The organism is Rothia uropygioeca, assembly GCF_004136585.1.
Lineage (GTDB): Bacteria > Actinomycetota > Actinomycetes > Actinomycetales > Micrococcaceae > Rothia.
Map to the genome: position 1 here is coordinate 155,795 of NZ_NOIR01000001.1, position 24,371 is coordinate 180,165.

At 59.6% G+C, this 24,371-nt stretch carries 23 protein-coding genes and 1 pseudogene; 10 read left to right on the forward strand and 14 right to left on the reverse strand.

Features of this window, described 5'->3' with window-relative positions:
• Positions 1–204 precede the first annotated feature (204 nt).
• The 7 genes and pseudogenes from EWR20_RS00700 to EWR20_RS13170 form a co-directional block, all read right to left on the reverse strand.
• Positions 205–867, reverse strand: a complete 663-nt coding sequence (locus EWR20_RS00700) for a response regulator transcription factor (protein ID WP_197964438.1) — start codon at positions 865–867, stop codon at positions 205–207.
• Positions 868–967: 100 nt separating this feature from the next.
• Positions 968–2,335 (reverse strand): sensor histidine kinase, encoded by a 1,368-nt coding sequence (locus EWR20_RS00705; RefSeq protein ID WP_165000907.1) that lies wholly within the window; start codon positions 2,333–2,335, stop codon positions 968–970.
• Between the two features lie 244 nt (positions 2,336–2,579).
• Positions 2,580–3,440: an alpha/beta hydrolase family esterase gene (locus tag EWR20_RS00710; RefSeq protein ID WP_129358304.1), complete on the reverse strand. Its 861-nt coding sequence runs from the start codon at positions 3,438–3,440 to the stop codon at positions 2,580–2,582.
• A 127-nt stretch (positions 3,441–3,567) separates the two neighbouring features.
• Entirely contained in the window at positions 3,568–3,966 is a 399-nt protein-coding gene (locus tag EWR20_RS00715; protein ID WP_197964439.1) for a VOC family protein, read from the reverse strand.
• A 243-nt stretch (positions 3,967–4,209) separates the two neighbouring features.
• Positions 4,210–4,884: a CE1759 family FMN reductase gene (locus EWR20_RS00720; RefSeq protein WP_129358305.1), complete on the reverse strand. Its 675-nt coding sequence runs from the start codon at positions 4,882–4,884 to the stop codon at positions 4,210–4,212.
• Positions 4,877–5,977, reverse strand: coding sequence for an LLM class flavin-dependent oxidoreductase (locus EWR20_RS00725; RefSeq protein ID WP_129358306.1), 1,101 nt, complete (start codon positions 5,975–5,977; stop codon positions 4,877–4,879). Before EWR20_RS00725 ends, EWR20_RS00720 begins: the two co-directional genes overlap by 8 nt.
• Positions 5,978–6,292: 315 nt before the next feature.
• Positions 6,293–6,473 (reverse strand): annotated as a pseudogene (locus tag EWR20_RS13170) (mycothiol transferase); the annotation flags it as partial.
• Between the two features lie 364 nt (positions 6,474–6,837).
• Between EWR20_RS13170 and EWR20_RS00735 the strand changes: the two are divergent.
• The gene (locus EWR20_RS00735; protein ID WP_129358307.1) at positions 6,838–8,079 is read left to right on the forward strand and encodes an MFS transporter; all 1,242 of its coding nucleotides are present in this window, start codon (positions 6,838–6,840) and stop codon (positions 8,077–8,079) included.
• Here EWR20_RS00735 and EWR20_RS00740 read toward each other — a convergent pair.
• A complete protein-coding gene (locus EWR20_RS00740; protein ID WP_394342268.1) occupies positions 8,076–8,618 on the reverse strand; it encodes a recombinase family protein in 543 nt (180 codons plus the stop codon). The two genes, EWR20_RS00735 and EWR20_RS00740, sit on opposite strands and share 4 nt — an antisense overlap.
• A 398-nt stretch (positions 8,619–9,016) precedes the next feature.
• On the opposite strand from EWR20_RS00740, the gene EWR20_RS00745 reads away from it, so the two are divergent.
• From EWR20_RS00745 to EWR20_RS00775, 7 genes are read left to right on the forward strand one after another with little or no spacing between them, the layout of a single operon-like run.
• Positions 9,017–9,724: a GntR family transcriptional regulator gene (locus tag EWR20_RS00745; RefSeq protein ID WP_129358308.1), complete on the forward strand. Its 708-nt coding sequence runs from the start codon at positions 9,017–9,019 to the stop codon at positions 9,722–9,724.
• Positions 9,721–10,593 carry an NAD(P)-dependent oxidoreductase gene (locus EWR20_RS00750; RefSeq protein WP_129358309.1) on the forward strand — a complete coding sequence of 291 codons (873 nt, stop codon included), beginning with the start codon at positions 9,721–9,723 and terminating at the stop codon, positions 10,591–10,593. The genes EWR20_RS00745 and EWR20_RS00750 overlap by 4 nt, the downstream gene beginning before the upstream one ends.
• Complete coding sequence (locus EWR20_RS00755) at positions 10,590–11,723, forward strand: mandelate racemase/muconate lactonizing enzyme family protein (RefSeq protein ID WP_129358310.1); 1,134 nt, start codon at positions 10,590–10,592, stop codon at positions 11,721–11,723. Before EWR20_RS00750 ends, EWR20_RS00755 begins: the two co-directional genes overlap by 4 nt.
• Positions 11,723–13,138: an aldehyde dehydrogenase family protein gene (locus EWR20_RS00760; RefSeq protein WP_129358311.1), complete on the forward strand. Its 1,416-nt coding sequence runs from the start codon at positions 11,723–11,725 to the stop codon at positions 13,136–13,138. Before EWR20_RS00755 ends, EWR20_RS00760 begins: the two co-directional genes overlap by 1 nt.
• Before the next feature lie 28 nt (positions 13,139–13,166).
• Entirely contained in the window at positions 13,167–14,555 is a 1,389-nt protein-coding gene (locus tag EWR20_RS00765) for an MFS transporter (RefSeq protein WP_165000908.1), read from the forward strand.
• Between the two features lie 27 nt (positions 14,556–14,582).
• Complete coding sequence (locus tag EWR20_RS00770; protein WP_129358313.1) at positions 14,583–14,942, forward strand: YidH family protein; 360 nt, start codon at positions 14,583–14,585, stop codon at positions 14,940–14,942.
• Positions 14,939–15,277: a DUF202 domain-containing protein gene (locus EWR20_RS00775; protein WP_129358314.1), complete on the forward strand. Its 339-nt coding sequence runs from the start codon at positions 14,939–14,941 to the stop codon at positions 15,275–15,277. The genes EWR20_RS00770 and EWR20_RS00775 overlap by 4 nt, the downstream gene beginning before the upstream one ends.
• Before the next feature lie 594 nt (positions 15,278–15,871).
• Here EWR20_RS00775 and EWR20_RS00780 read toward each other — a convergent pair.
• From EWR20_RS00780 to EWR20_RS00795, 4 genes are read right to left on the reverse strand one after another with little or no spacing between them, the layout of a single operon-like run.
• Positions 15,872–17,506: an OPT/YSL family transporter gene (locus EWR20_RS00780; protein ID WP_178945189.1), complete on the reverse strand. Its 1,635-nt coding sequence runs from the start codon at positions 17,504–17,506 to the stop codon at positions 15,872–15,874.
• 23 nt (positions 17,507–17,529) lie between these two features.
• Positions 17,530–18,483: a DUF1177 domain-containing protein gene (locus EWR20_RS00785; protein ID WP_129358315.1), complete on the reverse strand. Its 954-nt coding sequence runs from the start codon at positions 18,481–18,483 to the stop codon at positions 17,530–17,532.
• Complete coding sequence (gene pepE / locus EWR20_RS00790; RefSeq protein ID WP_197964440.1) at positions 18,480–19,187, reverse strand: dipeptidase PepE; 708 nt, start codon at positions 19,185–19,187, stop codon at positions 18,480–18,482. The genes EWR20_RS00785 and pepE overlap by 4 nt, the downstream gene beginning before the upstream one ends.
• 17 nt (positions 19,188–19,204) lie before the next feature.
• The gene (locus tag EWR20_RS00795; protein WP_129358317.1) at positions 19,205–20,404 is read right to left on the reverse strand and encodes an aminotransferase class V-fold PLP-dependent enzyme; all 1,200 of its coding nucleotides are present in this window, start codon (positions 20,402–20,404) and stop codon (positions 19,205–19,207) included.
• Between the two features lie 99 nt (positions 20,405–20,503).
• Between EWR20_RS00795 and EWR20_RS00800 the strand changes: the two genes are divergently transcribed.
• Positions 20,504–21,265 carry an IclR family transcriptional regulator gene (locus tag EWR20_RS00800; protein WP_129358318.1) on the forward strand — a complete coding sequence of 254 codons (762 nt, stop codon included), beginning with the start codon at positions 20,504–20,506 and terminating at the stop codon, positions 21,263–21,265.
• A gap of 159 nt (positions 21,266–21,424) precedes the next feature.
• Positions 21,425–21,598, forward strand: a complete 174-nt coding sequence (locus tag EWR20_RS12620; protein WP_165000909.1) for a hypothetical protein — start codon at positions 21,425–21,427, stop codon at positions 21,596–21,598.
• Positions 21,599–21,927: 329 nt separating this feature from the next.
• On the opposite strand, the gene EWR20_RS00805 is transcribed toward EWR20_RS12620, so the two are convergent.
• Positions 21,928–22,935 (reverse strand): sugar-binding transcriptional regulator, encoded by a 1,008-nt coding sequence (locus EWR20_RS00805; protein ID WP_129358319.1) that lies wholly within the window; start codon positions 22,933–22,935, stop codon positions 21,928–21,930.
• Positions 22,936–23,032: 97 nt separating this feature from the next.
• Positions 23,033–24,370 (reverse strand): MFS transporter, encoded by a 1,338-nt coding sequence (locus EWR20_RS00810; RefSeq protein WP_238147497.1) that lies wholly within the window; start codon positions 24,368–24,370, stop codon positions 23,033–23,035.
• Position 24,371 lies beyond the last annotated feature (1 nt).

The window sequence follows — 24,371 nt, forward strand, 5'->3', positions numbered from 1 at the left end:
GTTCTCTCCCTTGGTGGTCACTTAGTCCGCGACGGCAGTTCGCCGGATCCTTGGTCCAAGGCGGCGAAAACATCCGTCACAGATTCAAAGGGTACTAGTATTTCCGGTTGTCAAAGCTTCAACTTAATAGACTGCCTTGCGAGTGCCGTATTGAGAATGGTTCTTCGGAGTAACTTGGGGGAGGCGTGGCACACGCGCCCAGGATTAGTGGTCCAGGAATGCAAGGACCGCGCGGACGCGTCGATTCCCGGCGTCGCTGTCCAACCCCAGCTTGTCGAAAATATTGCCGATGTGTTTGGCCACCGTCGCGGAAGAAACGTAGAGCTCCTGCTCGATCTCCGAATTCGCCTTGCCCTGCGCCATCAGCTTCAGGATCTCGAGTTCTCGCGGGGTCAGCCGTTCCAAGGCCGCCGACCTGTTGTCCGACGCGGCATTTCCCATGAGGTGCTTGACGACGTCGGGGTCGATGACGGTCCCTCCGCCGGCCACCGTTTCCAGGGCCCGCGCGAAGTCCTCGATTTTGCCGACACGGTCCTTGAGGAGGTAGCCCAGGCCGGACGAGTCTTCTGAGAACAACTCCCGGGCATATGCAGAAGCAATGTACTGGGAGAGAACCAGGACGGGGAGCCTGGGATACCGCTCACGGAGGGTGTGTGCGGCCTGCAGGCCGTCCGAGGTATTGGTCGGAGGCATACGCACGTCCGTGACCACGACGTCGACCCCTTCCTGTCCTTGCGCTTGGTCCACGGCGGCCAGAAGCCCAGGGGCATCCCCGACCTCACGGGAGACCTCATGGCCGAGGCGTTTGAGAACCATCACGAGGCCCTCTCTGAGGAGGGTGGAATCTTCGGCGAGAATGATACGCACGGGACCCTTTCTGAGAAACGAAAATACGGATCGGGTTATGGAAGTGTCGATGCCAGATGTCGATGGTGCGTGCTCAGTACGTTTCCGACAGTGCATCGGGCTATTCGGCGGACAATGCAGGTGAAGTCTGCTTCTCCTCCAAGGGTATCGAGCCGAAGAGCGTCGTGGGCCCGCCAGGGGGCGAAACCAACCAGACCTTGCCGTTCATGGTTTGAACACGTTCGTTCAGGCCCGAAACGCCTGTTCCGCCACGAGAGTCGGCACCGCCCTGGCCGTTATCGGTGATTTCGATATGCAGAACATTGTCCTCTGTATACGCAGTGATCCAAATGGTGCTGGCGGTCGAATGTTTGAGGGTGTTGGTCACTGCCTCGCTCGCGATGTAGTACGCGCTGCGTTGGATGTCCTGGGGGAGCTGGTCAGCTGCGGTGTAGACCAGGTGGACAGGCAGCATGCAGTTGTTCGCGAGTTCTTCGAGCGCCGCTCGCAGACCGTGGTCTTCGAGGACCGCAGGGTAGATTCCCCGGACCGTATTGCGCAACGTTTGGAGAGCATGGTCCATCTGTTCTTGAGCGCGGGATACTTCTTGCCGTGCGGCGGCGACGTCGATCCCCTGGTTCTCCAGGGCTTGGAGTTCGTATTCGGCCATGCCCAGCCTCAGTGTGAGGTTCACGAGCTCTTGTTGAACCCCATCGTGCAGATCCCGCTCTATACGGCGCCGCTCGGACTCGAATGAGTCCATGATCCGGGCGCGTGACGACGTCAACTGTTGAACCTGACGCTCGATCTCCTCCGGACGCGGGCTCAGGAGTGCCTTCGACGCCGAGCCTGTAATGGCGGCCAGCAGTCCGTTGAAATAGGCGAAGACGACGAGCGAAGCGAGCGCAACGAGCGGGAACTTCCACCAATCATCCGGGGTGACGTCCCCGTCCGTCATCAGACGGATGAACTTGAACAATCCGGGGAGCTCATTGGCCGGAATGGTCCTGTGGAATTGTCCGGTCAAGATCCCCAGAAACCCCATGGTTGCCAGAGTCAGGGTTTCGAGTGCGAGCAGTACCGTATTGACGATTCCGAAGACACCCGTGACTACGAGAGCAAGGACGTTGCGCCAAGAGGCGGGTTCACGATATCTGGTCTTGAGCCATACCAAGAAAGGCTTGAGGGGCAGATTGACGTGGGCCGAGGGAACGTTCTGAAAGCCCATCATCCACAGCCGGCCACGCTCGATGTAACCGAACCACAGGCCTACTACGGGCAGAAAAATGACCCCCAGCAATGGGATCCCGAAGAAAAAGAAGCTCAGCGCATAGTCGTTGCTGGATATGAGCGCCATGACGAGAAATACGGCGAAAAACGCTACGAAAAACATCATCGGCTGGATGACGATGGCGATGAGGGCGACCCAGGGACCGGCGGATACGAGGTACCAGGGACTCGCCAGCTTGCGCCACATCGAAACGTTCATGGTTCCTCTCATCGATACGCGTAGCGTTTTTCTGCTGGCGACGTTACAGGTTTCCCAGCAACGTGTGGGCCGACCCAGGAAACGACCGGTCGCCCGGAGAACAAGGGTGCTGTGGTCGAGACGGGCTCGTTCTGCCGGGTGGGAGGAAACCGTTCCTGGATCAGCCGAACGCTATGTCTCCATATTTCATGAGCGAGAGGGGGGCACGGCAGTGGGGGAAGGTGTGATTCATGGGTAGAGCAGGCTATACCTCGGACAAGCCGAAGAAATCGGTGATCACGTCCGCCGCGGTAAATGCTCGTGTTCCCGGGCCAAGGCTCGCAGGCAGCTCGTGGGGGACCGGGACCACATGGCCCATACCGTGCACCGTCCACAGGTGAACCGGCTCCAGATCTTGTCCGGCCCATTCGGTGACGACGACGTCTTCATGCCATTGGGTCTCGGTGGGTGGTGTACGAATGCCATTGCGCTCGGCAAAGTATCGGGCGGAATCGGGTGCAGAAAGGACCGCACCTCGAGACTGCTTTCCCCACAGGGATGCTTGCCCACCATCGTAGGGAGCCAGCTGATCCTCGGTCCCGTGGATTGCGAGAAGGCGTACGGGTCTCGGCAACGTGGGGAGTCTGCCGGCAAGCAGGAAATTCTCCGGGGTCGGTTGTGTCGCCGCAATCGTGGCCGCCCCGGCCAGGAGTTTCGGGGCTTCGTGAATCAAACGGATAACCATGTGACCGCCATTCGAATACCCGACCACGAAGACCCTGGACTCATCGATTCCGTGAGTCCTGCTCAGCCTTTTGATCGTGGCGGCCGTGAAAGCGACGTCGTCGATCCCGAGCTCGCGGCATCGGAAGTTCGCCCCCACGCGGGAATCGTTGAAGTGCCGATCGAAGCCATCGATGTAGGCGAGGACGGCGCCGTTGCGCGCGGCGGCGTCGAAGGTTCCCGCGGTGAATTTTCGGAATACGCGAGAACTCTGCTGAGAACCGTGGAAAACAATCACGAGCGGCGGGTCCGACGGGAGATTTTTCGGCACGACCAACGTCAGGGTGCGCTCGCGGCCCTGGACGGTCAGGGACTTCTGGGACGCAGTCAGGCAATCGTTCACCCGATCATCCTAAGCACCGAAGACCAGGGGCCGACGTGCAGAGATCCCCGGAAGAAACGGGCACCAGGCAGAGCACACGTCATGCCAAGCCGTACGGACATTCGATGGCCCGAGGAGACCGAGATGGCTATGGCTGTGTGCCGAAGATTCTGATCTCGATGCCGTCGGGATCGTGGAGGAGCAGCACGTTGCCATTGGGGGTCGATTCGGGAGAACCGTAACCGAGTTGAACGAGATGCTCTTTCCACGCGGCCAATTCGTCATGGTGGGGGACGAACAGCGAGAGGGGATCGAAGCCGTGAATCCCTTCAGCAACCTTTGGATCCTGCCGGAGGGCGATGGAGAGGAACGCGTCGCCCTCGGGCGAGGTCAGAGTCCCTGCGACGCCGCGCACCACGCCGTCGTCGTCCTGGAAGTTGTGATTGACTTGCAGCCCGAGCACTGCCTCATACCACCGTCGGCTCTGATCGATGTCGCTGACGGGGATCTTCACATGGTGGATGCCTGACAGGGATGGGATGGCCATGTTCATTGCTCCGTAGGTTGAGGCGTCACCGGCCGGACGGCTACGACTCGCACCAGGGGCGAGGCTCTCAGATCGCATCCTTGCCATCTTGACCGTCGCGGAATGGTCGGGTGTGGAAGCCGGAGGCTTTCACCTCGAGACTACATAGCCTTGGGTCCGGTGCGATAGGACACCGCACCGCCCCGTTCCGGTCCGTTGCGGCTCGACGGTGCCGTCATCGAATTCCGTTGAGGCGGCGAGGGATCACGCCTCGCCGTTCAACAGCTGATCGAAAGGGGTGACCCTGAGCGGAGGAAGCCCCCCACCGCCGGCGAGCGACGGCGCTTTCGGCTCGGACTTCTTCTCCACGGATGGCGCCCTCTCGGCCCGGTTGGTCCCGGCCTGCCAGGCGATGCGATCAGCCAGCTCGAGGCCTGCCCGATCGATACGGTGCTGAAGCGAGGAGTCTGCCCCAAAATCGTCCGTTGCCGCGAATACTCCGGTCGGTACGACGTCGGCGTGAAGGTACGCGAACAGCGGGCGCAGGGAAGACTCGATCATGAGCGAGTGACGAGCTGTGCCGCCGGTAGCGGCGACGATCGTGGGGGTTCCCACAAGATCGTCGTCGTCCGTCAGATCCCAGAAGGATTTGAACAGCCCGGTGTATCCGGCCTTGAAGGTGGGTGTTACCGCTATGATCGCATCCGCGGAACGTACCGTGTCCAGCGCTCTGCCGACTTCGCCCGAAGGAAAGCCCATGGTTATGTAATCAGCGATACCGTGGGCCAAGCCTCGGAGACTGATGGTCTCGACCTGAGCGGTCAGACCAGTACCGCCGAGGCGGGCAAGCGTGGAATCCGCGAGGCGTTCGCCCAGAAGAGCCGTCGAGGACGGTTCGGACAGTCCCGCAGTGATCACGACGATCTTGGGATTACGCATGGTTTGCTCCTTCCTGAAACTCCCGAGATTTGGCGACGCGCGGGTGAACCGGAGCTTCCTGCACCTCGGGGTTGTGCGAGGCCGCGTACTCCTTCCGAAGCTCGGGCAGGACCTGCTCGCCGAACATGTCGAGCTGCTCCAAAACGGTCTTGAGGGGCAGGCCCGCGTGGTCCACGAGGAACAGCTGGCGTTGGTAATTGCCTGCGTACTCCCGGAACGAAAGGGTCTTTTCAAGGACTTCTTGAGGAGAGCCGACCGTCAACGGGGTTTGGTCCGTGAACTCTTCCAGCGTGGGGCCGTGCCCGTAGACGGGAGCGTTGTCGAAGTAGGGACGGAATTCCCGCCATGCGTCCTGGCTGTTCTGCCGCATGAAGAACTGTCCGCCCAAGCCGACGATCGCCTGCTCGGCCTTTCCGTGACCGTAGTGTTCGTAGCGCTCGCGGTACAGATTGATCATCTGCTCGGTGTGCTCCTTGTTCCAGAAGATGTTGTTGTGGAAGAAGCCGTCTCCGTAATATGCCGCCTGTTCGGCGATCTCCGGGGTGCGGATGGAACCGTGCCATACGAAGGGCGCGACGCCGTCCAACGGCCGCGGCGTCGAGGTGAAGGACTGCAAGGGGGTACGGAACTTGCCTTGCCAGTTCACGACGTCCTCATTCCAGAGGCGATGCAACAGGTTGTAGTTTTCCACCGCAAGGTTCACGCCTTGGCGAATGTCCTTACCGAACCACGGGTAGACCGGCCCGGTATTGCCGCGACCGAGCATCAGATCCACGCGGCCTTCGGACAGGTGCTGGACGTAGGAGTAGTCCTCCGCCAGACGAACCGGATCCATCGTGGTGATGAGGGTGGTCGAGGTCGACAGAATGATGTTCTTGGTTACGGCGGCGAGATACGCCATGAGCGTGGGAGGGTTACCCGGAGCCACGAACGGTGGGTTGTGGTGCTGACCCGTCGCGAAAACGTCCAGGCCGATATCGTCGGCCTTCTTGGCGATCTCGACGGTCGCTTTGATACGTTCATTTTCGGTCGGTGTGGTGCCATTGGTGGGGTCCTGGGTGACATCCCCGATCGTCATGATTCCGAGCTGCATGGTGACCTCCTGATGGTCTGTCAAAGGCGAATCACCAAGGTCAACATGATAATAGTTCCGCTTATTCCCGGTGAAAATTATTTGAACCGTAAAGCAAGTGCGTGACGTCGGGGTGAGCTCAAGATGTTGGGCGGGGAGAGGCTTGGTGCCGTTCCCGTCATGCTCGTGAAGGCCGTAATACAGCAGATTCGGAGACGGCTCATGGGCCGAGAGACCCCGGCACAGACCTTCTTCGGCCCAGTCCGAATTAGTTCCGACTTTGTCTTGCCTTGAGCCTTGGACAGATTGCTCATGGTCTCATCGTTCTGGGCTGGCGCGGGTACGTGCCTCCTCGAACCACACCCGTACAACGAAAGTGGCATGTTTGACCAGGCCCAGCAGCGTCGCTTTCGAAGACACGAGCCGTCTTACGGGCTTCGGCTTCAGTCAGACCGTCAAGACCGGAAGCAATCATGTCTCTACGCTGTTCAATAAAGGCCGCTGACCGTGCGTCAATGTCTGCGGCACAAAAGTCCGGATGACCTGGAGTCGTGATGTACTAAATCTGCTCCATACATGGACAAATATGATGAGGGTACACATCCGCACGGTACTCAACCGGGCGAATGTGCGCGATCGTGAGTAAGGTTTAGGGGCCGTTGCCAACTTGAGTTAAGTCGACTTGGCAAACCTAGGCTATAGCTCAACCCATCGATGTCCTGGTGATGCGTATCCAGGGGCCGGCGAGAGCACTCGACGGGTCACATATAGCAACGGAAAGCTTCGCGGTCGACACCCTGGCACAGGACGGACTAGCCTAGTCTGCGCGCAATGGGGCGATTGCCATCGAAGCGAATCCCCTCCACCCAGGAAGGTCAGCCTTGACCACTCTCACACCCGCTCGTCGGAGTATTGCCCTTTTGGCCATCGCTCTCGGCGGTTTTGGCATCGGGGTCACCGAATTCGCCTCCATGGGTCTCCTTCCTGATATTGCGCGGGACCTCCTGCCGAAATTCGATCAATCCCCCGAAACCGAGATCGCCAAGGCAGGCACGCTCATCACGATGTACGCGCTAGGCGTCGTCGTAGGAGCCCCGACAATCGCAGCCCTCGGCGCCAAAGCCTCGTATACGCGACTGGCGTTGCTGCTCTTGTGCCTGTTCATCGTCGGGACATTGGCGTCCGCATTCGCCCCGACCTTCGGGCTGCTCTCGACCTTCCGGTTCATTGCCGCCCTGCCTCACGGTGCGTACTTTGCGGTGGCCTCCCTGCTCGCGGCCCGGATCATGGGTCCGGGGAACCAGGGGAAGGGAATTGCCCTGGCCCTTTCCGGACTCACGATCGCGAACGTCGTGGGCGTTCCCCTCGCGACCTGGCTCGGCCAGAATTTCGGCTGGCGTTCGGCCTATTTGATGGTCGCGGCGATTTTCGCCCTTGCACTTGTTCTCGCGTTCTTTTCGCTTCCGCGTTACGCAGGGGACCCCACGCGCACAGCGGGATCCGAGCTCCGGGCCTTTAAGAACATACGTATCTGGATCATGATCGCCGTGGGCTCCATCGGGTTCGGTGGATTTTTCGCGGTGTACTCGTACATCACCGAGGTCTCGACTCAGGTCGCGGACCTCTCTTCGTCGGTGGTCCCTTGGGTCCTGGCGGTCATGGGCATCGGCATGACGATCGGCAATATGATCGGTGGCTGGGCCAGCGACCGCAATCTCACCAAGACAGTGCTCTTCGGCTTCACCGCGTTCATCATTTCGCTGGTGCTGTACACACTGCTCGCCCCGTCCAAGCCCGGTCTTTTTATTACGGTGTTCCTCATCGGCGTCACCCAGTCGATTCTGATTCCGTCCATCCAGGCGCGTTTGATCCGCATCGCGGGCAAGGCTGCGCTCCTCGGTGCGGCGGTGAACCACTCGGCGTTCAACATCGGCAATGCCCTTGGTGCCGCGCTGGGTGGCGCTTCGATTGCCGCAGGCTTTGGATACCTCTCGCCCGGTTGGATCGGCATAGGACTCGCCGTGCTGGGTCTGGTTCTGGCTCTTGTCAGCTTGGCGGTCACGCGGCACGACAAACGGGCAAGCCGGGACACTGTGGGTATCAGCATCGTGAAAAAACGCTAACGGCCTCGTTGAATAACGTGATGGCCCCTTACCCCCGGCAAGTGGTCGCCAGTCATGAACCTTGAACCATTCGCGATTTTCCTCCATGCGAATCTGGGTTGAGCGAGCTGTCTCTTGCCTTCAGGCAGTCCACGTGGGCTACTGGCCCTGGCCCGTTGAATTGCTCTGCAAACCGTAGACCGGGACGCGCCGAACCGCTCCGCGATGTCTGCGATCGTAATCTCCCTACCGCGAGGCAGCGACACCAGATGTTTCTTCTGAGACGGAGAAAATTTCGGCTTTTTGTCCCCCAACCGGCCATTTTCCTTGGCTGCGGCCATTCCTTCGCGGGTGCTTAGCCGGTGGGCCTCGGAATCGGCGCCCATGCTAAGCACTCGGAACAGCAACCGGCCGACCGGGTCATGGACACTTCGTCCAATATTTGGAGTCACGCCCAGGGGCGTCAATTCAGGAGCAATTTCCCGGGCACACGGTAACGACCGAGCGAGCCGATCTAGTTTGGCGACTACTAGGACCTCCCCGGTGCGGACTGCGGCCATTGATCCCCACAGATCGGGCCCGGGACCCGTTGGCCCCGGCTAACCCGTGGTCAACATACATCTGCGCTTCGGCAACACCGAGTTGGGACAGGCTGTCCCTTTGGGTATCGAGGTCTTGTTCGGTCTTCGAGACCCGGGTGTCGCGAAACAACCTGTCAACGACTGTGCCCGTTGGCGTGTGACGACCGGGCCTTTACGTGGTCGGGCTATATATGAATTCAAGAACTGCGTATTCAGCGGCGACCCAACTCATCGAGTGACCTCATCCGAGTGTCCCAGTGAGGGGACATGTCTCTGACGGAGACGCCTGCATCTTGCCTCGCGTGTGCTGGGTGCCTCAGCCCACCTGTTGCTAAGATTACATATTGCATGTAATTTGGCCAACAAGGAGGGCAACAATGACTCAGCTCACATTGGATACCAGTTCCATCAGTAGAGGCGATGGCCTCACGGATCAGGCCTACAAGGTAATCCGCGACGCGATCCTCAGCCGGCGTCTGGCACCAGGGAGCCGGCTGTCCATCCCCGAGATATCTCGGCAACTTGATATCAGTCGAAGTCCTGTGCGGGAGGCCATTGCTCGCATCGAGTACGAAGGTCTTGCGGAGAGCATCTCCCACCGCGGGGCCGTCGTCGTTGAGATCGGCCTTGACGAACTCATCGCCATCTATGACGTGCGCGAGGTCCTCGAAGGACTCGCAGCTCGCCTCGCAACCCGAACCGCAGATGCTGCACTGATCGATGACCTGGAACGGAACTGGCAGGCCCACCACAATGCCGTCGAGAGCGACGATGTGGAACAGCACATGAAGCTCGACGCCGCATTTCACCGTCGCATCCGCGACGCCAGCGGCAACCACCGACTCTCGGAGAACCTGCGACAACTGCAAGGACAGATCAGGGTGGCCATGACGACCACCGTTGCCCGTCGTGGCGGTATGCATGCAGCCCTCGCCGAGCACCGCACTCTCATTGACGCCATCCAAGGTGGCGACCCCGCAGTGGCGGAAAACGTCGCTCGCGAACATATCACTCGTTTGCGCGAGAGCCTCCATGATGCGGCTCTCGCGGACCATCACCACATCGACGAAAGGCACAAGCCATGACATTGACCGCTGTAATCGGACTAGGGACCATGGGAGGCCGTATCGCCCGCTCGATCGGCGCCGGTGGCCATGAGGTTCGGGGCTTCGACCCCTTCAGGGGCGCTCGAGAGGCTGCCTCCGCTTCAGGCATCACCGTCTTCGAAACCGCCGAAGAGGCCCTGCAGGGGGCGGAGCTCGTCGTTATCTCCGTACCGCGTCCCGAGCACGTTCTTGCCTCTGCGCGCGGGCCACTGTCCACGGCTAAGGGAGCCGTCGTTGCCGATATGTCGACGATCGACCCAGGCAGTGCCAAGGAAGCCGCGGAGATCCTCGCCAAGCACGACGTCACCTACGTCGATGCCCCGGTGTTGGGCCGACCGGACAAGATTGGCAGCTGGACGCTTCCGACTGGTGGGCCCGAGGCTGCGACCGCACTGGTACGCTCCGTGCTCGAGGGCACGGTCGCCAAACAGGTCGTTCGCGTGGGCGATGTCGGTGCCGGCCATGCTGTGAAGGTCCTCAACAACCTCATGTTCGGCGCGATCAATGCGATCACCGCAGAAGTGCTCACCATCTGCGAGGCCGCGGGCGTCGATCCCGAAGTCTTTGTCACCACCGTTGCTGACTCTGGCGCCGCGACCGTTTCAAACCTATTCCGCGAGATTGCCCCGAAGATGATCGCGAGTGATTTCGAGCCGGCCTTCGCCCTAGAGCTACTGGCAAAAGACAACAAGCTGGCCATCGATCTTGCCCGCTCTGTCGGCGCTCCGACACACCTCGCCGAGATCATTGACCGTGTGAACACCGGAGCCATGGAACAGGGGTTGGCCGATCGCGACACGGGAGCCGTCCAAGAGCTCTACCGCTCACAATCCGGAGCCAGTCGATGAGCAGCCTGCCCATCGAACGCATCGTCGCGCGGGTCCTTGAAAACCCCCTCGAGGAACACGTGCCGATGTCCTTCTCTCAGCTAAACGCCCGACGTACCTTCCTGATCGAGGTCCACGCGGGTGGCGAGGTTGGGATCGGCGAGAGCTGGATCAACTACCCCGATTGGGCTGCCACTGAACGTCTGGCGACCCTGTTCGAGGGGGTAGCCCCGCTCGCCCTGGGGCGCGACGCGCTCGACCCCGGCTCATTGCTGGATTCCCTCGTCGCGGCCCTTGGTGGAGTAGGACGACAGTGGGGTGCGCACGGCCCAATCTGGCAAGCGATCAGCGGCGTCGACATTGCCCTGTGGGACCTACGAGGTCGTCTCGCCGGTACCTCCACCGCACAGACGCTCGGCTTGCTCCGCGATAGCGTACCGGTCTATGCCAGCGGCGTCGGGCCCACCAAGGTCCATGATCTCACCGAGCGCGCACTCGAGCTGGGCCTGACCGCGGTCAAGACCAAGGTTGGCTTCGGCCAGGAGACTGACCGCGCCACCATCGCGGCGGTTCGCGAGGTGGCCCCGGAGATCCGTATCTTCGCGGATGCCAATCAAGCGTGGACCCTTGAGGAGGCCATCGCGAACACGAAATGGCTGCAAGAGCAGGGCGTCGAATGGCTTGAGGAGCCCGTCTCTGGAGACGACACCCGGGATCTCGCCACGCTGCACGAGACCACCGGTATGCCGCTGACCAGCGGCGAGAACGTGTATGGACTGGAGAATTTAGTTCGTCTCGTTACCACTGAGGGTGTTGTCCAGGCTCAGCCCGACGTCGCCAAATCAGGCGGGCTGACCGTCCTACTACGACTGGACGAGCGACTCGACGGCACTGGTTGCGGGCTGAGCCCGCACTGGTACTCCGGCGCCATCGGTCTGCGCGCCTCCCTGACACTCGCCACTGCCGTTGCCCACGCCGGATGGATCGAGCTCGACGTGCGCGCCAACCCACTACGTGACGACCTCGTCACCGGCGGTTTTCCCCTTCGCGACGGCAATGCCCTCGCTCCCACCGCGCTCGGTCTCGTCGGTGATATCGACGCCGAAGCCGTGAACCGATTCCAGGTTCACTCCGAAGAACGGAGTTTTTGATGAGTACTACTTGCACCCCCGCAGCCCGCATCGGCTGCCAAACCCTCGAGGGCATCGCCCATGACGTGATCGACCCCGCTACCGGCGCTGCCCTCGGGAGCGTCGGCTGGGCCAGCGCCGCAGACGTCGACCATGCAGTGGGCGTGGCCGCCGATGCCTTCGCCGACTGGTCCTCCGCCCCGGCCAGGACCCGCGCCGCTGCTCTGCGCGCCATTGCCGCGGACCTGCGTTCCGAGGCCGCCGAGATTGCGCCCGTGATCGCCGCCGAATCGGGCAAGCTCCTTGCCGAAGCCACCGCCGAGGTCGAATTCTCCGCGAAGTACTTCGACTGGTTCGCTGAGGCTCCCGCGATCGCTGAGGAGGAGGCCGGCCGCGTCACGCCGCTTCGTCGCTTCCGTGTGCGCCGCCATCCTGTGGGAGTCGTCGCCGCGATCGGCACCTGGAACTTCCCGCTGTCAATCCCCGCCCGTAAGATCGCGGCCTCGATCGCCGCTGGTTGCCCAACAGTCCTCAAGCCCAGTGAACGCACTCCAGTCTCTTCTGACGCGTTGGTGCGCATCTGCGAGCGTCACCTCCCTGTCGGCGTCATCGGCCAGGTCATTGGTGATGGCCTTGAGATTTCGAATGCGTTGATCGACGACCCGCGCGTGGCTGCGGTGACCTTCACCGGGTCTACTCCCATTGGAAAAATCATCGCTGAGCGTGCGGGGCGTAGCTTAACTCGGGTCTGCCTCGAACTGGGCGGTCGAGCCCCCTTTATCGTGCGCGAAGACGCCGACGTGGCCGACGCCGTCGAACACCTGCTGATCGCGAAGCTGCGAAACAACGGCGAATCCTGCATCGCGGCGAACACCGTCTTCGTGCCCTCGACTTTGGCCGAAGATTTCCGGACAGTCCTTGCCGCGCGCATCGAGGCCACACGGCCTGGGGCCCAGACCGATGCCGAGGCCGACTTCGGCCCGCTCATTGACCAGGACGCGGTCACGCGTCTGACCGATCTCGTAGAACAGGCTGAGCAGAGCGGAAGACGTGTGGTGCGCGGCCAGACGGGTCCCGATAACGGTGCATTCATGGCCGCCGCTCTCGTTGAGGACGCCCGTGGCACCGAGCTGTATGAGCAGGAGATCTTCGGCCCCGTGATCGCACTGGTCACCTACGACGATGAGTCCGCTGTCGTCGAGGAAATCAACGGGTGGGGCGTTGGACTGGCCGGCTATGTATGCGGCCGGGACCTCGCCGCGGCACAGAATCTCGCCGAGCGCCTGCGGATCGGCATCGTCGGTATCAACAATGGTGCCCCGAACACACCGGAAGTCCCCTTCGGTGGCTTCGGCGCCTCCGGAATTGGCCGCGAGGGCGGCATGGCCGGATATGACGAGTTCACCGAGCAGCAATCGATCTCGAACGCACGCTGACCGCTCCCTTCCCAAGAATGAGGCCATCATGAACACAGTAGCCCTGCGCACCAAGCGTGATGTGATCACTTTTGTCAACAACCACCCCACCGGCAGCTCCCGAGGAAAGGTCATCGCTCTGATCGCCCTGGGCTCTATCTTCATCGACGCCTACGACTTCACGTCTCTCGCGATCGGCTTGGATTCGATGAAGGCGGAGCTTAGCCCCACCCCGTTCCAGGTGGGAACCACCACCTCAGCGATGGCGGTCGGCGCTCTCCTGGGCGCAATCTTCGGCGGATACCTCGTCGACAAGCTTGGTCGCTATAAGCTGCTGATCCTCGACCTGATACTTTTCGTGGTCGCGGCGATCGGCGCTGCGTTGTCTCCTTCCATCGAGGTGTTGATCATTTGGCGCTTCCTGCTGGGCCTAGGGGTAGGCCTGGACATGCCTGCAGCGCTGAGCCTGGTTGCGGAGTTCACTCGCAACAAAGATAAGGGCAAGTTCGTCAACCTCTGGCAGCCCATGTGGTACGCGGCGACGATCACCTCCGCGGCCCTGGTACTGCCACTGGTGTTCCTTGGTCTGGAGGAACACATGTGGCGCTGGGCCGTGGGATTCGGCGCTGTCCCGGCCTTGATTGTCTTGGCCCTACGCTTCCTTTTCGCTGACGAGAGCCCTATGTGGGCGGCCCACAACCTGGGCATGGAAGAGGCCGTGAAGATCCTCCATAAGAACTTCCCATCCACAGAATTCGTGGTCGAAGAGGGTGAAGTGGAGAAGGAAGCCGATACTCGTATCAGTCGCATCTTCGAGCGCAGATACCGTGTCCGATCCCTTGTCGTCGCGGTGGTCAGCGGCTTCCAAGCGGTCCAATACTTTGCTGTCGGATTTTATCTGCCCGTGATCGTAGGGTTGATCTTCGGGCTGGACGTCATTTCCATCGTAACCGGCACCATTCTGCTGAACTTGTTCGGTCTTTTAGGCGGCGGTATCCAGCCGTTCCTTACACATCGATTCGGCGGGCGCATGCTCACGTTGGTCGGCAGCGCGATCTGCGTCGTCGCGCTGATCGCGGTCGGCCTGGTCAAGTTGGAATCCACACCGTACCTTGCTGCGACTCTCGTGGGGGCGTTTATTTTCGGCCACTCCTTCGGCCCGGGATCGCAGGGCAAGACGATGGCGACGCTGTCGTACCCTACCGATCTGCGTGGCACGGGCACCGGATGGGCCGAGGCTTGCAGCCGTTTGGGGTCCATCGTGGGCTTCTACGTGTTCCCGCTGGTAATAGCCGCGGTGGGCCTGTCTCAGACGATGCTCATCCTCGCGGCTGTTCCGCTGATCATCTTCGTAACTGTGCTGGTGGCGCGCTGGGACCCGAAGAACGTCGAAATCGAGGCCGAGTCCGTCGGACCTGAGCGTGTCCGACGCGCCTAGGACGAACAAGCTCAAGGAGGAGTTCGCATGGTTCAAAGCCGGTTCCCCCGCAAGGTTTATAACCGTGGGACTGAGCCCGACGCACGATTCAGCCTAGCCAATGAACGTACCTTCCTTGCATGGATTCGCACTTCTCTCGCTCTCGTGGCCGCGGGCGTCGCCCTGGAGGCTCTGGACTTGCCGATCCATCCCGACTTGCGCCAGATCGCTTCGCTGATCCTCGTCCTACTTGGTCTACTTGCTGCGTGTTTATCTTTCGTACGATGGGCACGCACGGAACGAGCCCTGCGGGAGCGACGGCCCTTAACAGGGTTGGGGGCGGGTGCGCTTCTGACTTCAGGAGTCATCCTCGGCATTCTCGGAATCCTCGTAGGGCTCCTTCTGTGAACGAGCCTAATGCGCTCTTCGATCCGGGGCTGCAGCCGGAGCGTACCCTACTCGCTTGGCAGCGAACATGCTTGGCGCTGGCCGTTGTAATTGCCGGCGGTACTCGCTTGGCTATGCCGGTCCTTGGAGCACCGATCGTGGTGCTGGGCACTATCAGCCTCGCATTGCTGACGTTCTCCTGGTTGGGGACGATTCATCGATACCGCGGGGTTCATCGGTCCCTCACTGGTTCTCAGGCTGCCCTTCAGCAGAGTGGATGTTCCTTGGCCGTCCTCGCGGGCGCTACCTCTATCTTCGGTCTCGGTGGGTTCGCTTTCGTGTTGTTCGAAGGCTGACGAGTGCAACTTGGCGACGCGTGAGGTCGTTGCCGTGTCGCGATTGTGGAGACTCGGCTTCCAGAGGGGCAGCAGGACACGATGGCCGCGCTGACCGAGGCCTGAAACGCTGAAGGTAAAGAGTGCGCCGAGGCCGAAACTTAAGGGGTTACTGATCCTCTATGGCACTGAATGGCCTCAGACAGCTGCGCAAATATTCACCGGCACCATCGGTTCATACAGTGACCACCGTTCATCGGTTGTGTCTGCGATCCAGCTCCTTCAGGCGTCGATCTCGCGGCTCTTCCTGGAGGGAGATGACGTGGAAACTAACGACGTCGTGTCGTGGTCACTGGTGGCTCACAACTTCTAGCAATCCATCGGCGGTTGATGGTCCGATGCACAAACCAGGGGACAGGTAAACCGGTAACCCGCGGTTCACCGGATCCTGTCACCAACTAGTGGTGGCACCCATCGCGTGGACGACACCATCTTGAGCGTCCCCATGATTCGCGGCATTCTCGGTAGCAATAATGGCTATACCGGTATGGTGCTACGAGATGATTTCGGCATGAATTTTGACGTCGGAGCCTACATCGCATCGTCAGTGAGACATCAAATCCGAATGATCTTGCCGAGGTTGAACAGCGAGTCACCAGCAATCAGTCCAGCGCCAACCAGACCGACCTCTCGTTCACCTTCTTCACCGCGCCATTTGGTCCAGAGCTTTCGCGCAAGCAACCCGATGAGGACCAGCCATCCAGCGTTTGGCGAGGCCACCAGCAAACCCGTTGCGAACAATACGCCCAGCTGTCGCTGAGGGCCGCCCACGAGCTGAATGATCGCTCCCGGTATGGCCCACAGGGCCATTGTCTTGCCAATGGACGGGTCACTGACACCAGCTGTGATGGTGTCGGCGAAGACTTGGGAGGTCGGCGGGATGGCGCCGCTGTTCAACAAGTTGTCCCACGAAATTGCGACGATGCCGATGGAGATCAGGATTGCTACCACAGACGCTTGCAGCTGTTGCTTGCGGCCGTCCATTTCGAATGCAGTGTACGGACGATGTTCTCTCCGCAGGATCCACCCGGCCTTGTAGTCATAACCCATATCAGCAAAGGCCGGTCCGGTCGCTGAACAATAGGCCACCAACAAGACCAGGGGCGCGGCTGGAATGTGAATCAACAAGCCAATAACCAGGAAGATCAGCGTAACCGCAAAAGCCGGGAACCAGCCCGCGTGCATTGCGGCCAAACCCACGATCAGTTCGTGGATGATTGCGGCCAAACCGGCAAACAGAACCAGACCCAGAATTTCCCACCACGGCAGTCCTTCTAGGACGCCTGCGAAGCCGGTGAGAATTACCGCTCCCGCCACGAACGCCAAGTACCCAAACCCAAAAGCTCGAGCTAACTGTTGGGGATTCACCGTGTACTTCATGGACGGATCCGTCTTGGCAGCTTTTGAGACTTCTGCCTCGCGCTTTTGCGCCGACTTGCTTCGCGAGCCAAAGATGATCCACAGCACCTGAAACAGAGCGACGATGCCGGCCCCGATCATCAGCCCGTGCGGTATGTACAGCGCCGTCAGATCCACTTGGAACAGGGTAGGTGCGTACTGGGCAATCAGCAGGCCGATTCCGAACATCGTCAGGGACCACATATTGCCGATAAGGGCCACACCTGCAGCGGACATGGGCAGAGAAAGGAATGACCCTCCGATACCTACCGCGGTGCCAGCGGCGAGGATAAGCGCGCGTCTGCCTCCGCGTGAGCCCGCCTTAATGGTCTCGGCCGCAGCAGTTCCTGGCGGCCAAGCGTTGGATGCCGGAAAAAGCTTCGACCCGTAGACCTTGAAAAGGACAAAGACGTCTACCAGTACACCTATCGAGGCTCCGAGCAACATGGGCCAAACGAGCTCAGGCATCCCCAGTGCGAATGGAATAGCGATGGGCGCCAAAAGACCGTTTGCTGCCGCGAACGTCGAGGCCGAAACCGCCGATTGCACCAGGTTCTGTCGATTTTCACTGCGGAGCTTGGATAACCCGAAGAAGGAAATCCTCCCCAACAGCATGGCGATCACTGCGCCGATGATGCTGGTATTTGCGGAGATTCCCAGTGTAGTAATCAGGTTCAACCCAACGATGGCGCCAAGAACACTCAGAATAATCGTGGGTATAAGCACCACGGGCTCGAAGGCTCCGGGGTGCCGCGTTTCGTTGCCTTCCGGGGCAACCTTGTTCTCAGCCACGTCGCTCACTCCTGTGTCCGGGGCTATTTCTTGCCTGAGGTTTGGAATTGCTTCAACGACCCGTACTGCGTTTGGAGGTTTTCAAATTCGGAAGAATCGTAGAACTCAGCACGGCCCCACGTGAACTGAACTGCGGTTTCGAGTCCGAATCGAACCGCGTCCAGAATCGCGTCCGGATAGCTTGCTCCCGTCACGCTTCCGGGAACTGCGGCCTTGGCTGTCAGCGCGAGTCCAATGACCGGGGCAACTGTCGCAACGTGTGGCTGCATGATCGAGTTGAAGTGGTAGAACCCGTTCTCATAGGGAGTGATGTCCTGGAGCGATACGGGGAAAGTGAATGCGGGTTCTCCTGTCGCGTTCTCCAGGATGCTCACCAGATCGGGGGCGACCGGCAGAATGTAGCCTTGCTTCGCCGTCGCAGAGATGGCAATCCCGCGGTGATTGATGATTTTGTTGCCTTTGGAGGTGTCCACGGAAAGGATCGCGTCCATGGTCTTGTCGACCTCGTGATCGTTCATTTTCGCGGAGCTGATGGGCGAGCCCATGAAATCTACCGGCTTGTGTTCCTTGATCGACACATGCGTGGCGACGTGAGTGGTGATAATGACGTCACCCTGAAGGATGGCTCCGGCCTCGTGCATGCGAAGGAGCTTCAGCGCAAGCGCCAAGGCGACAATGGATCCGTCGGAGTCGGAGACCATGCCTATGCGCTCAGGCTGAGCTTGCTGGGCTCCCAAACGACCGATGATGCCCAGTGTTCGTTGTTTCCCGCCATGGGTTTTACCGTTGTTTCCCGGAATAACGACTTTGATGAAGTCGCACTTGAATGGCAGATTCGGATCATCGTAGGGGATGGAATCAACCGATATGGTGCACCCTTTGGCGTTAGCAGAGTCCAAGAGTTTTTTCGCCTCTGCTCCGCTAAGGCTCGGGTTGTCGATGAGGTTGATGACTTCTGAAACTTCTTTAATGCTCATTTCTTCCCCTTGATTTCGCCAAGACTAAACATTTCCCCGGCAGCGATCGTTCTGGGCTGGACGTTGTTGCTGAACACAAGCCCGTCGCGGTCACCGAGAATAGTTCCGGTATCCCCCTGGACGTGGAGGGCGCAACCTTCGTATAGGGCCAGGACTTCCTCATTACAGTTCAGGGTTACGAACTCGGTCAGCCGTTCTTCACGGCTTTCACCGTTGTGACCGGCCGGTTTGCCGGATACGAAATGAGGATTGATCTGGAAGGGAACTAAGCCCAGGCCCACGAAGGAGGGCGGTTGCACGATCGGCATGTCATTGGACGTTCGGATGCTCGCCGTAGCTACATTTGTTCCCGCGCTCCAACCGACGTATGGGATGCCCTCGTCCATTACTCGGCGACGGATTGGGTCGACGAGACCTCCGTGATAGAGACGATTCAGCAAGGCAAAGGTATTACCGCCGGCCACCGCGATTGCCCCCGCTTCAGCTACTGCGCGGAGAGGATCCGGTTCGTGATGAATAGAGCGAATGGTGTAGCCAAGCCGTGAGAACGGTTCGGCAGCAAGTGCTTCGTATTCGTCGTAGGTCGGGGTAATCGCCGCATACGGAATATAGAGGACATCTCTTGGTCCGCTACCCAGCAGGGTTCTTAGCTGGCTGGAGGCATGTTCGAGGTAGCCCAAGTCGTCTTTCTTAGAGCTGCTCATTAACATTGCATTTACCATCAGTGCCTACCTCGTTCCTTCTCGAGAAATGATTTGATAATCGAGGTCATGCGGTCGATCTCGGTCTGGGAATTGAAGTAATGCAAGGATGCTCGCGCCATCGTTTCGATCCCATAAGCCTTCAGAATCGGCGTGGCCATGAAGTGCCCAGACTCGATGATGATGCCCTGTTCCGCGAGGGCGGCTACCAGTTCAGCCGGGTCGATTCCAGCAACGTTGAATGGAATGATGCCCAAGCGATGGGTGGAATCCGGGGGCCCATAAACAGATGCCCCGTCGATGGATCGAATTTTCGTCACGGCATATTCGGTCAGTTCCCGCACGTGAGCCTCGATGTCCGCGACACCGATGTTCTCTGCGTAGTCAATGGCCTTTTCGAGGGCCAGGATGACAGGCACGTTGGGGGATCCTGCCTCGAAACGGCGAGCGGTGTCCGGGAATCCGATTCCGCCGTCCTCGCCTATTGAAGCGTTCCACCAGCCAGCCAGTACGGGAGAGAGATTCGAAATATGTTCTTGCCTGACGTATAAGATGCCGGACCCTTCGACGGACCGAAGGCCCTTCCTGGTGCACGCCGAGAGGAAATCACAACCGATTTGGTTGATGTCGGTGGGGATCATTCCCAAAGATTGCGCCGCATCCACGTGAGTGAGAACTCCAGCTTTTCGGGCCACCTGACATATCTGGGCAACTGGTTGCACAGCTCCAGTCACGTTGGACAGGGACACAAAACTGATAAGCCTGGTGCGTTCGGAGATGGCGTTTGCAACCGACGTGGGATCGATCAGACCGTGTTCATCTGCCCTGACGGTAACGATTCGAATGCCTATTTCCGACTCCAACTGGCGCCAGATGGCAACGTTGCTGAGCATCTCAGTATCGGGCAGGATCAGCTCATCGCCTGCCCTCCACACAATCCCTCGGCCTATCAAGGAAATCGATTCCGTACCGTTGCGGGTGAAGGCGATTTCCTCTGGTTCTGCGCCGATAAACCGTGCGGTTTTGCCCCGTATGTCTTCGATTTTTCGGTAAATCTCTGCTCGCAGTGACGGCAGGTACGGACCTGAGTCCACCGTCTTGGCGAGGTAGTCGGTCATTGCTTGTACGGCACTTCTGACAGGCGGTGCAGCGGCTGCCGTATCGAAATATGCGTATCGATGGGTTACTGGGGTCTCATCCCTCACGCGTTGCCACTTCACGGATCCACCTTTGTCTGCGGTTCTTTAGTTCTTGAACAAAAGTATGATCTGGGCAACACTGGCCATGCCAGAGTTTCCCGGAGAGAGGGATAAAAGATCATGGTGGAACGTGTTCACGGAGCGGCACATGCTTTGGATGCCTTGCTGGCCTTCGATGCAGAACGTGACAGTCTGGGGGTTTCGGAACTCGCCAGACGTCTCGGTTGCAGCACATCGACAGCGCAGCGTGCCGTTAACACACTGTGCGAGCTCCAATTCCTGCGTCGTGACGACCAGACCAGGCGTTACTACCTGGGAACAGCCGTACTCCAGCTCACCAAGGCCTGGAATCGGGCAAGTTCTCTCAAGAGGTTCGCTGAACCCATCATCATCGATCTGGCCGCAACCACGGGGTTAGTAGCGACGTTTGCTGTGCCTGATCATGCCCACATGCGCTCCCTCGTCGCTTGCGACGGTAAGGAAGGCGCACTGCGGGGGTACCCGATGGGAGGAGAGTTGTTCCCCGCTCACGCCGGGGCGATTTCTAAGGTCTACTACGCACAGTTGCCCGAGAAGGCACGGGCCAGGTTTGTCACGGGTCGGCCGATGGCCAAGTTCACCGCTACAACTACAACCGATCCATTACAGCTCGAGCAAGAGTTTCGAAAGATCGCGAGGGTCGGGTATTGCTCGACTCATGGGGAATATGATGAAGCGGTCTCGGCTCTGGCGGTTCCTGTGCTGGTGAAAGACGACCCGCTCGGCGCCATTTCTGTTGCCACGCGAGGCGATCTGGTCGTCGATTCCACACTGATTGCACAATGCAAGCAGGCCTCCAGCGATCTGCAATCGTTGCTTTCCCTGCAACGTCGCAGACGTTAAACACCATAAAGAACGAATTCGGCTTGGCCCTACCATCGTTGAGTGGACACCGAATTTAGGTAGTGGCTACTGCTGTTGTTAGGCGAGTGCAACGATGACAAGTGTGATGAGGAAGCGTCTGAGTTTCACCCCGGAGTATCAGCAGGATCTGTGATGCCGATGATCGAGCCTGCTCGCACAGGCGCCATTGTTCCCGTGGAAATCGGCGTCGGCGCGCAAACGCTGGGCGGAGGGCGACAGAAGATCGAGCTGGAGAAGGAGCTCTCGGTGGCCGCCTCGATGCGGCAGAAGGGGCTGGCAAGGGCATTAGCCCGCGGATGTTCGTTCTGGTGACCACGATCGTAGCAGTGCAAGGTAGGTCTGTCTGCGTGGATTGGCAGAAAGGGGGGCTCAACACTGGTTGATAAAACGGCCGCACGTTACGGAGGGGCCGCACGGCCTCGGCTGACCGATCATTCTTCTGCTTCTATTTGATGGAGTTTTAAAACTGCGAACGTGCTTGGCTTTGGCTCGGCTCATCGGATTCGCTAGCCGACCGCACGTATGCCCTACTAGGCCAATCCTCACCACGGTCTTGGTCTGTCCTACACATAGGGCACGGGAGTGGTTCGCCGCTCACGACATCAACCCAATCGACAAGATCGTTACCGACAATAGGCCTGCTACCGCGCTGAGGGCTTCGCTTGGTCGATCAGTTGCTGCGCCGTTGTAACGTCGGTGACCAGATGCGTTATAAGGCCTCCGTTCAACGCACCGTACAGGGCTGTCACCTTCCTGGCCCCACAGGTCACGCATACGCGGTAGCGACTGGACCGGAGGCCCTCCAGGTCGGGACCGCTTGTTCTGCGGTTGAATTCAATGTCATGCGACGATCCGTCCTTTCGGAAGTACGTTGCCGAGATCTCACCGACACATTGCTCGGATTCGAGTTCTCGAGAGTCGTCCGTGCCGACGTAGTAGCCGGCCAGATAGGGGCCGTTGGGCAGGTTGTCGTCTAGCGTGCCGACGTTGAAAAGGACAAGGTCCGCCGTCTGTTGCAGGCGCCGGATTCGTGCAATGCTGCGTTCGGAAAACAGCGCGTCACGCGTCACGGGCGAGTCGAAGAAAAGCGGCACAGGGAACTGTTGGACGTACGCGTTGAAAGCAGTACCGAACCTTTCCATGATCAGATTGGAGTAGTGGATCCCGCTGGTGATGGAGTTGCCGAATCCGTTGAGTTGAACGACTTGGCAATTGACGGTCGATTTGGGGGTCAGGCATCTGCTCACCGAATCGATCATGGTGCCCCAAGAAATAGCCATGACCATGTCGGACTCCAGCAGCTCATGAACGAGATGCGCACCGCGCAGAGCAACCGCCTCAAGGCTTTCGCCCACGTCTGACGATCCAGTGGGAACCACCGTACAGCTTTCTAAGCCGTATTCGTCCTTTAGCCTATTCTCGATGACCAAGTCATTGGATCGTCCTGGACGGACTCGGACTTCGATGAGTCCGACCTCTTTAGCCCAGCTGAGCAGTCGGGAGACCGTTGAACGCGACATACCAAGAGCCCGCGCTATCGCCTGCATTGTTTGTCCCTGGGCGTAATACCGCGATGCGACTTCGAGGGCTTTGGCCCGCTTGTCGTGGAGATACGGGTCCCAATTTTCACCGGTCTGGGAAAGTGTCACGTGGTGTTTCCACCCACTTCGTCATCGATCTTTGAGTGTTCCTGGGTGAAAAGCAATCCCACATCCAGGGGTCTTACTAGCCATTGTTGGAGCTAGTTCAGCTAGTCTCAAGTGCTCCATCCGCCTTGTACTTCTGGGGGTCGACAAAGTCCATGTCACGTCGATCGGGTGTACCGACGACCCCGGCGATTGCTATGACACACAGTACGATCATGACCACTGACAAAGCCCAGGTGCCGGATGTCAGGTTACTGAGCCAGGCGAAGATAAAGGGCAACGTACCGCCGATCGCAGCGGATGCGACTTCGCGACTGAACGCCATTCCCGTGTACCGGACGTTCGTCTGAAACATCTCCGCCAACATGGACTGCTGCGAGCCCAGCATGAGGTCCAGAGCAAAGGTCAGCACCAAAACTATGGCGAACCAGATCGCGATCGTATTTTTGGTGTCGAGTAGCCAGAACATCGGGAAGGCAGCCAGGATCGTCAGGGTTGCGCCCGCGATGAAGATTCTTTGTCTGCCGAATCTGTCGGACAGATAGCCAGCCAGCGGTATTGTCGCGAGTTTGATGACATTGGCAATGAGCAGTCCGATTGTCCCTATGGAGGCGGCGAGCCCTAGGTTGTCCGTGATGTAGGTCAGCAGATAGACGCTTGGCACGTAGGTGGCCACGTTTGGCCCAATGCTCAACAGCAATCCCCGAATCACGGTCTTCGGTTCCCTCTTGAACACTTCTACAATGGGCGCTCTGGCCTGTGATTCCTGTTCCTCCACGTTGTGCACGTAGGCCGGGGTCTCCGTGAGCTTGGCTCGGAAGTACAGACCGACTACGACGAGCACACTACTGAGCAAGAATGGAACCCGCCAGCCCCACGCCAGGAACGCCTCCTGCGGTAGAAAGGTGAACGGAGTCAGTACGATCGCCGCGCCGGCAGCTCCCAGCCCGTTGCCTGCATTCGGCAATGCCGTGAAGAAGCCTCGCCGCGACTTGGGTGCATATTCTGCGGCCATCAGGGAGGCGCCGGCGAGCTCGGCTCCGGCGCCCAGACCCTGAAGGACGCGGAGGATGACCAAGAGGATCGGCGCTGCCACTCCGATTGTGGCATAGGAGGGAATGAGGCCCATGAGCGTGGAGGCTGCACCCATGAGGATCACCGTTGCGGTAAGCACGGGCTTGCGCCCGACCTTGTCGCCGAGGTGGCTGAAGATTATCCCGCCAAATGGCCGGGCGAAAAAGCCGACCGCAAAAGTCGCCAACGACTGGAGCACCCCGGCGGCCGGATCGCCCGATGGAAAGAATACGTGGCCAAATACTACGGCCGCCGCGGTTCCTAATAGCAAGAAGTCGTACCACTCCAACGCAGTTCCGATCACACTGGCAGCTACGACGCGATTGCGCATCGATCGTGAGGTGTCTGTCTTGTCAACTTTCATG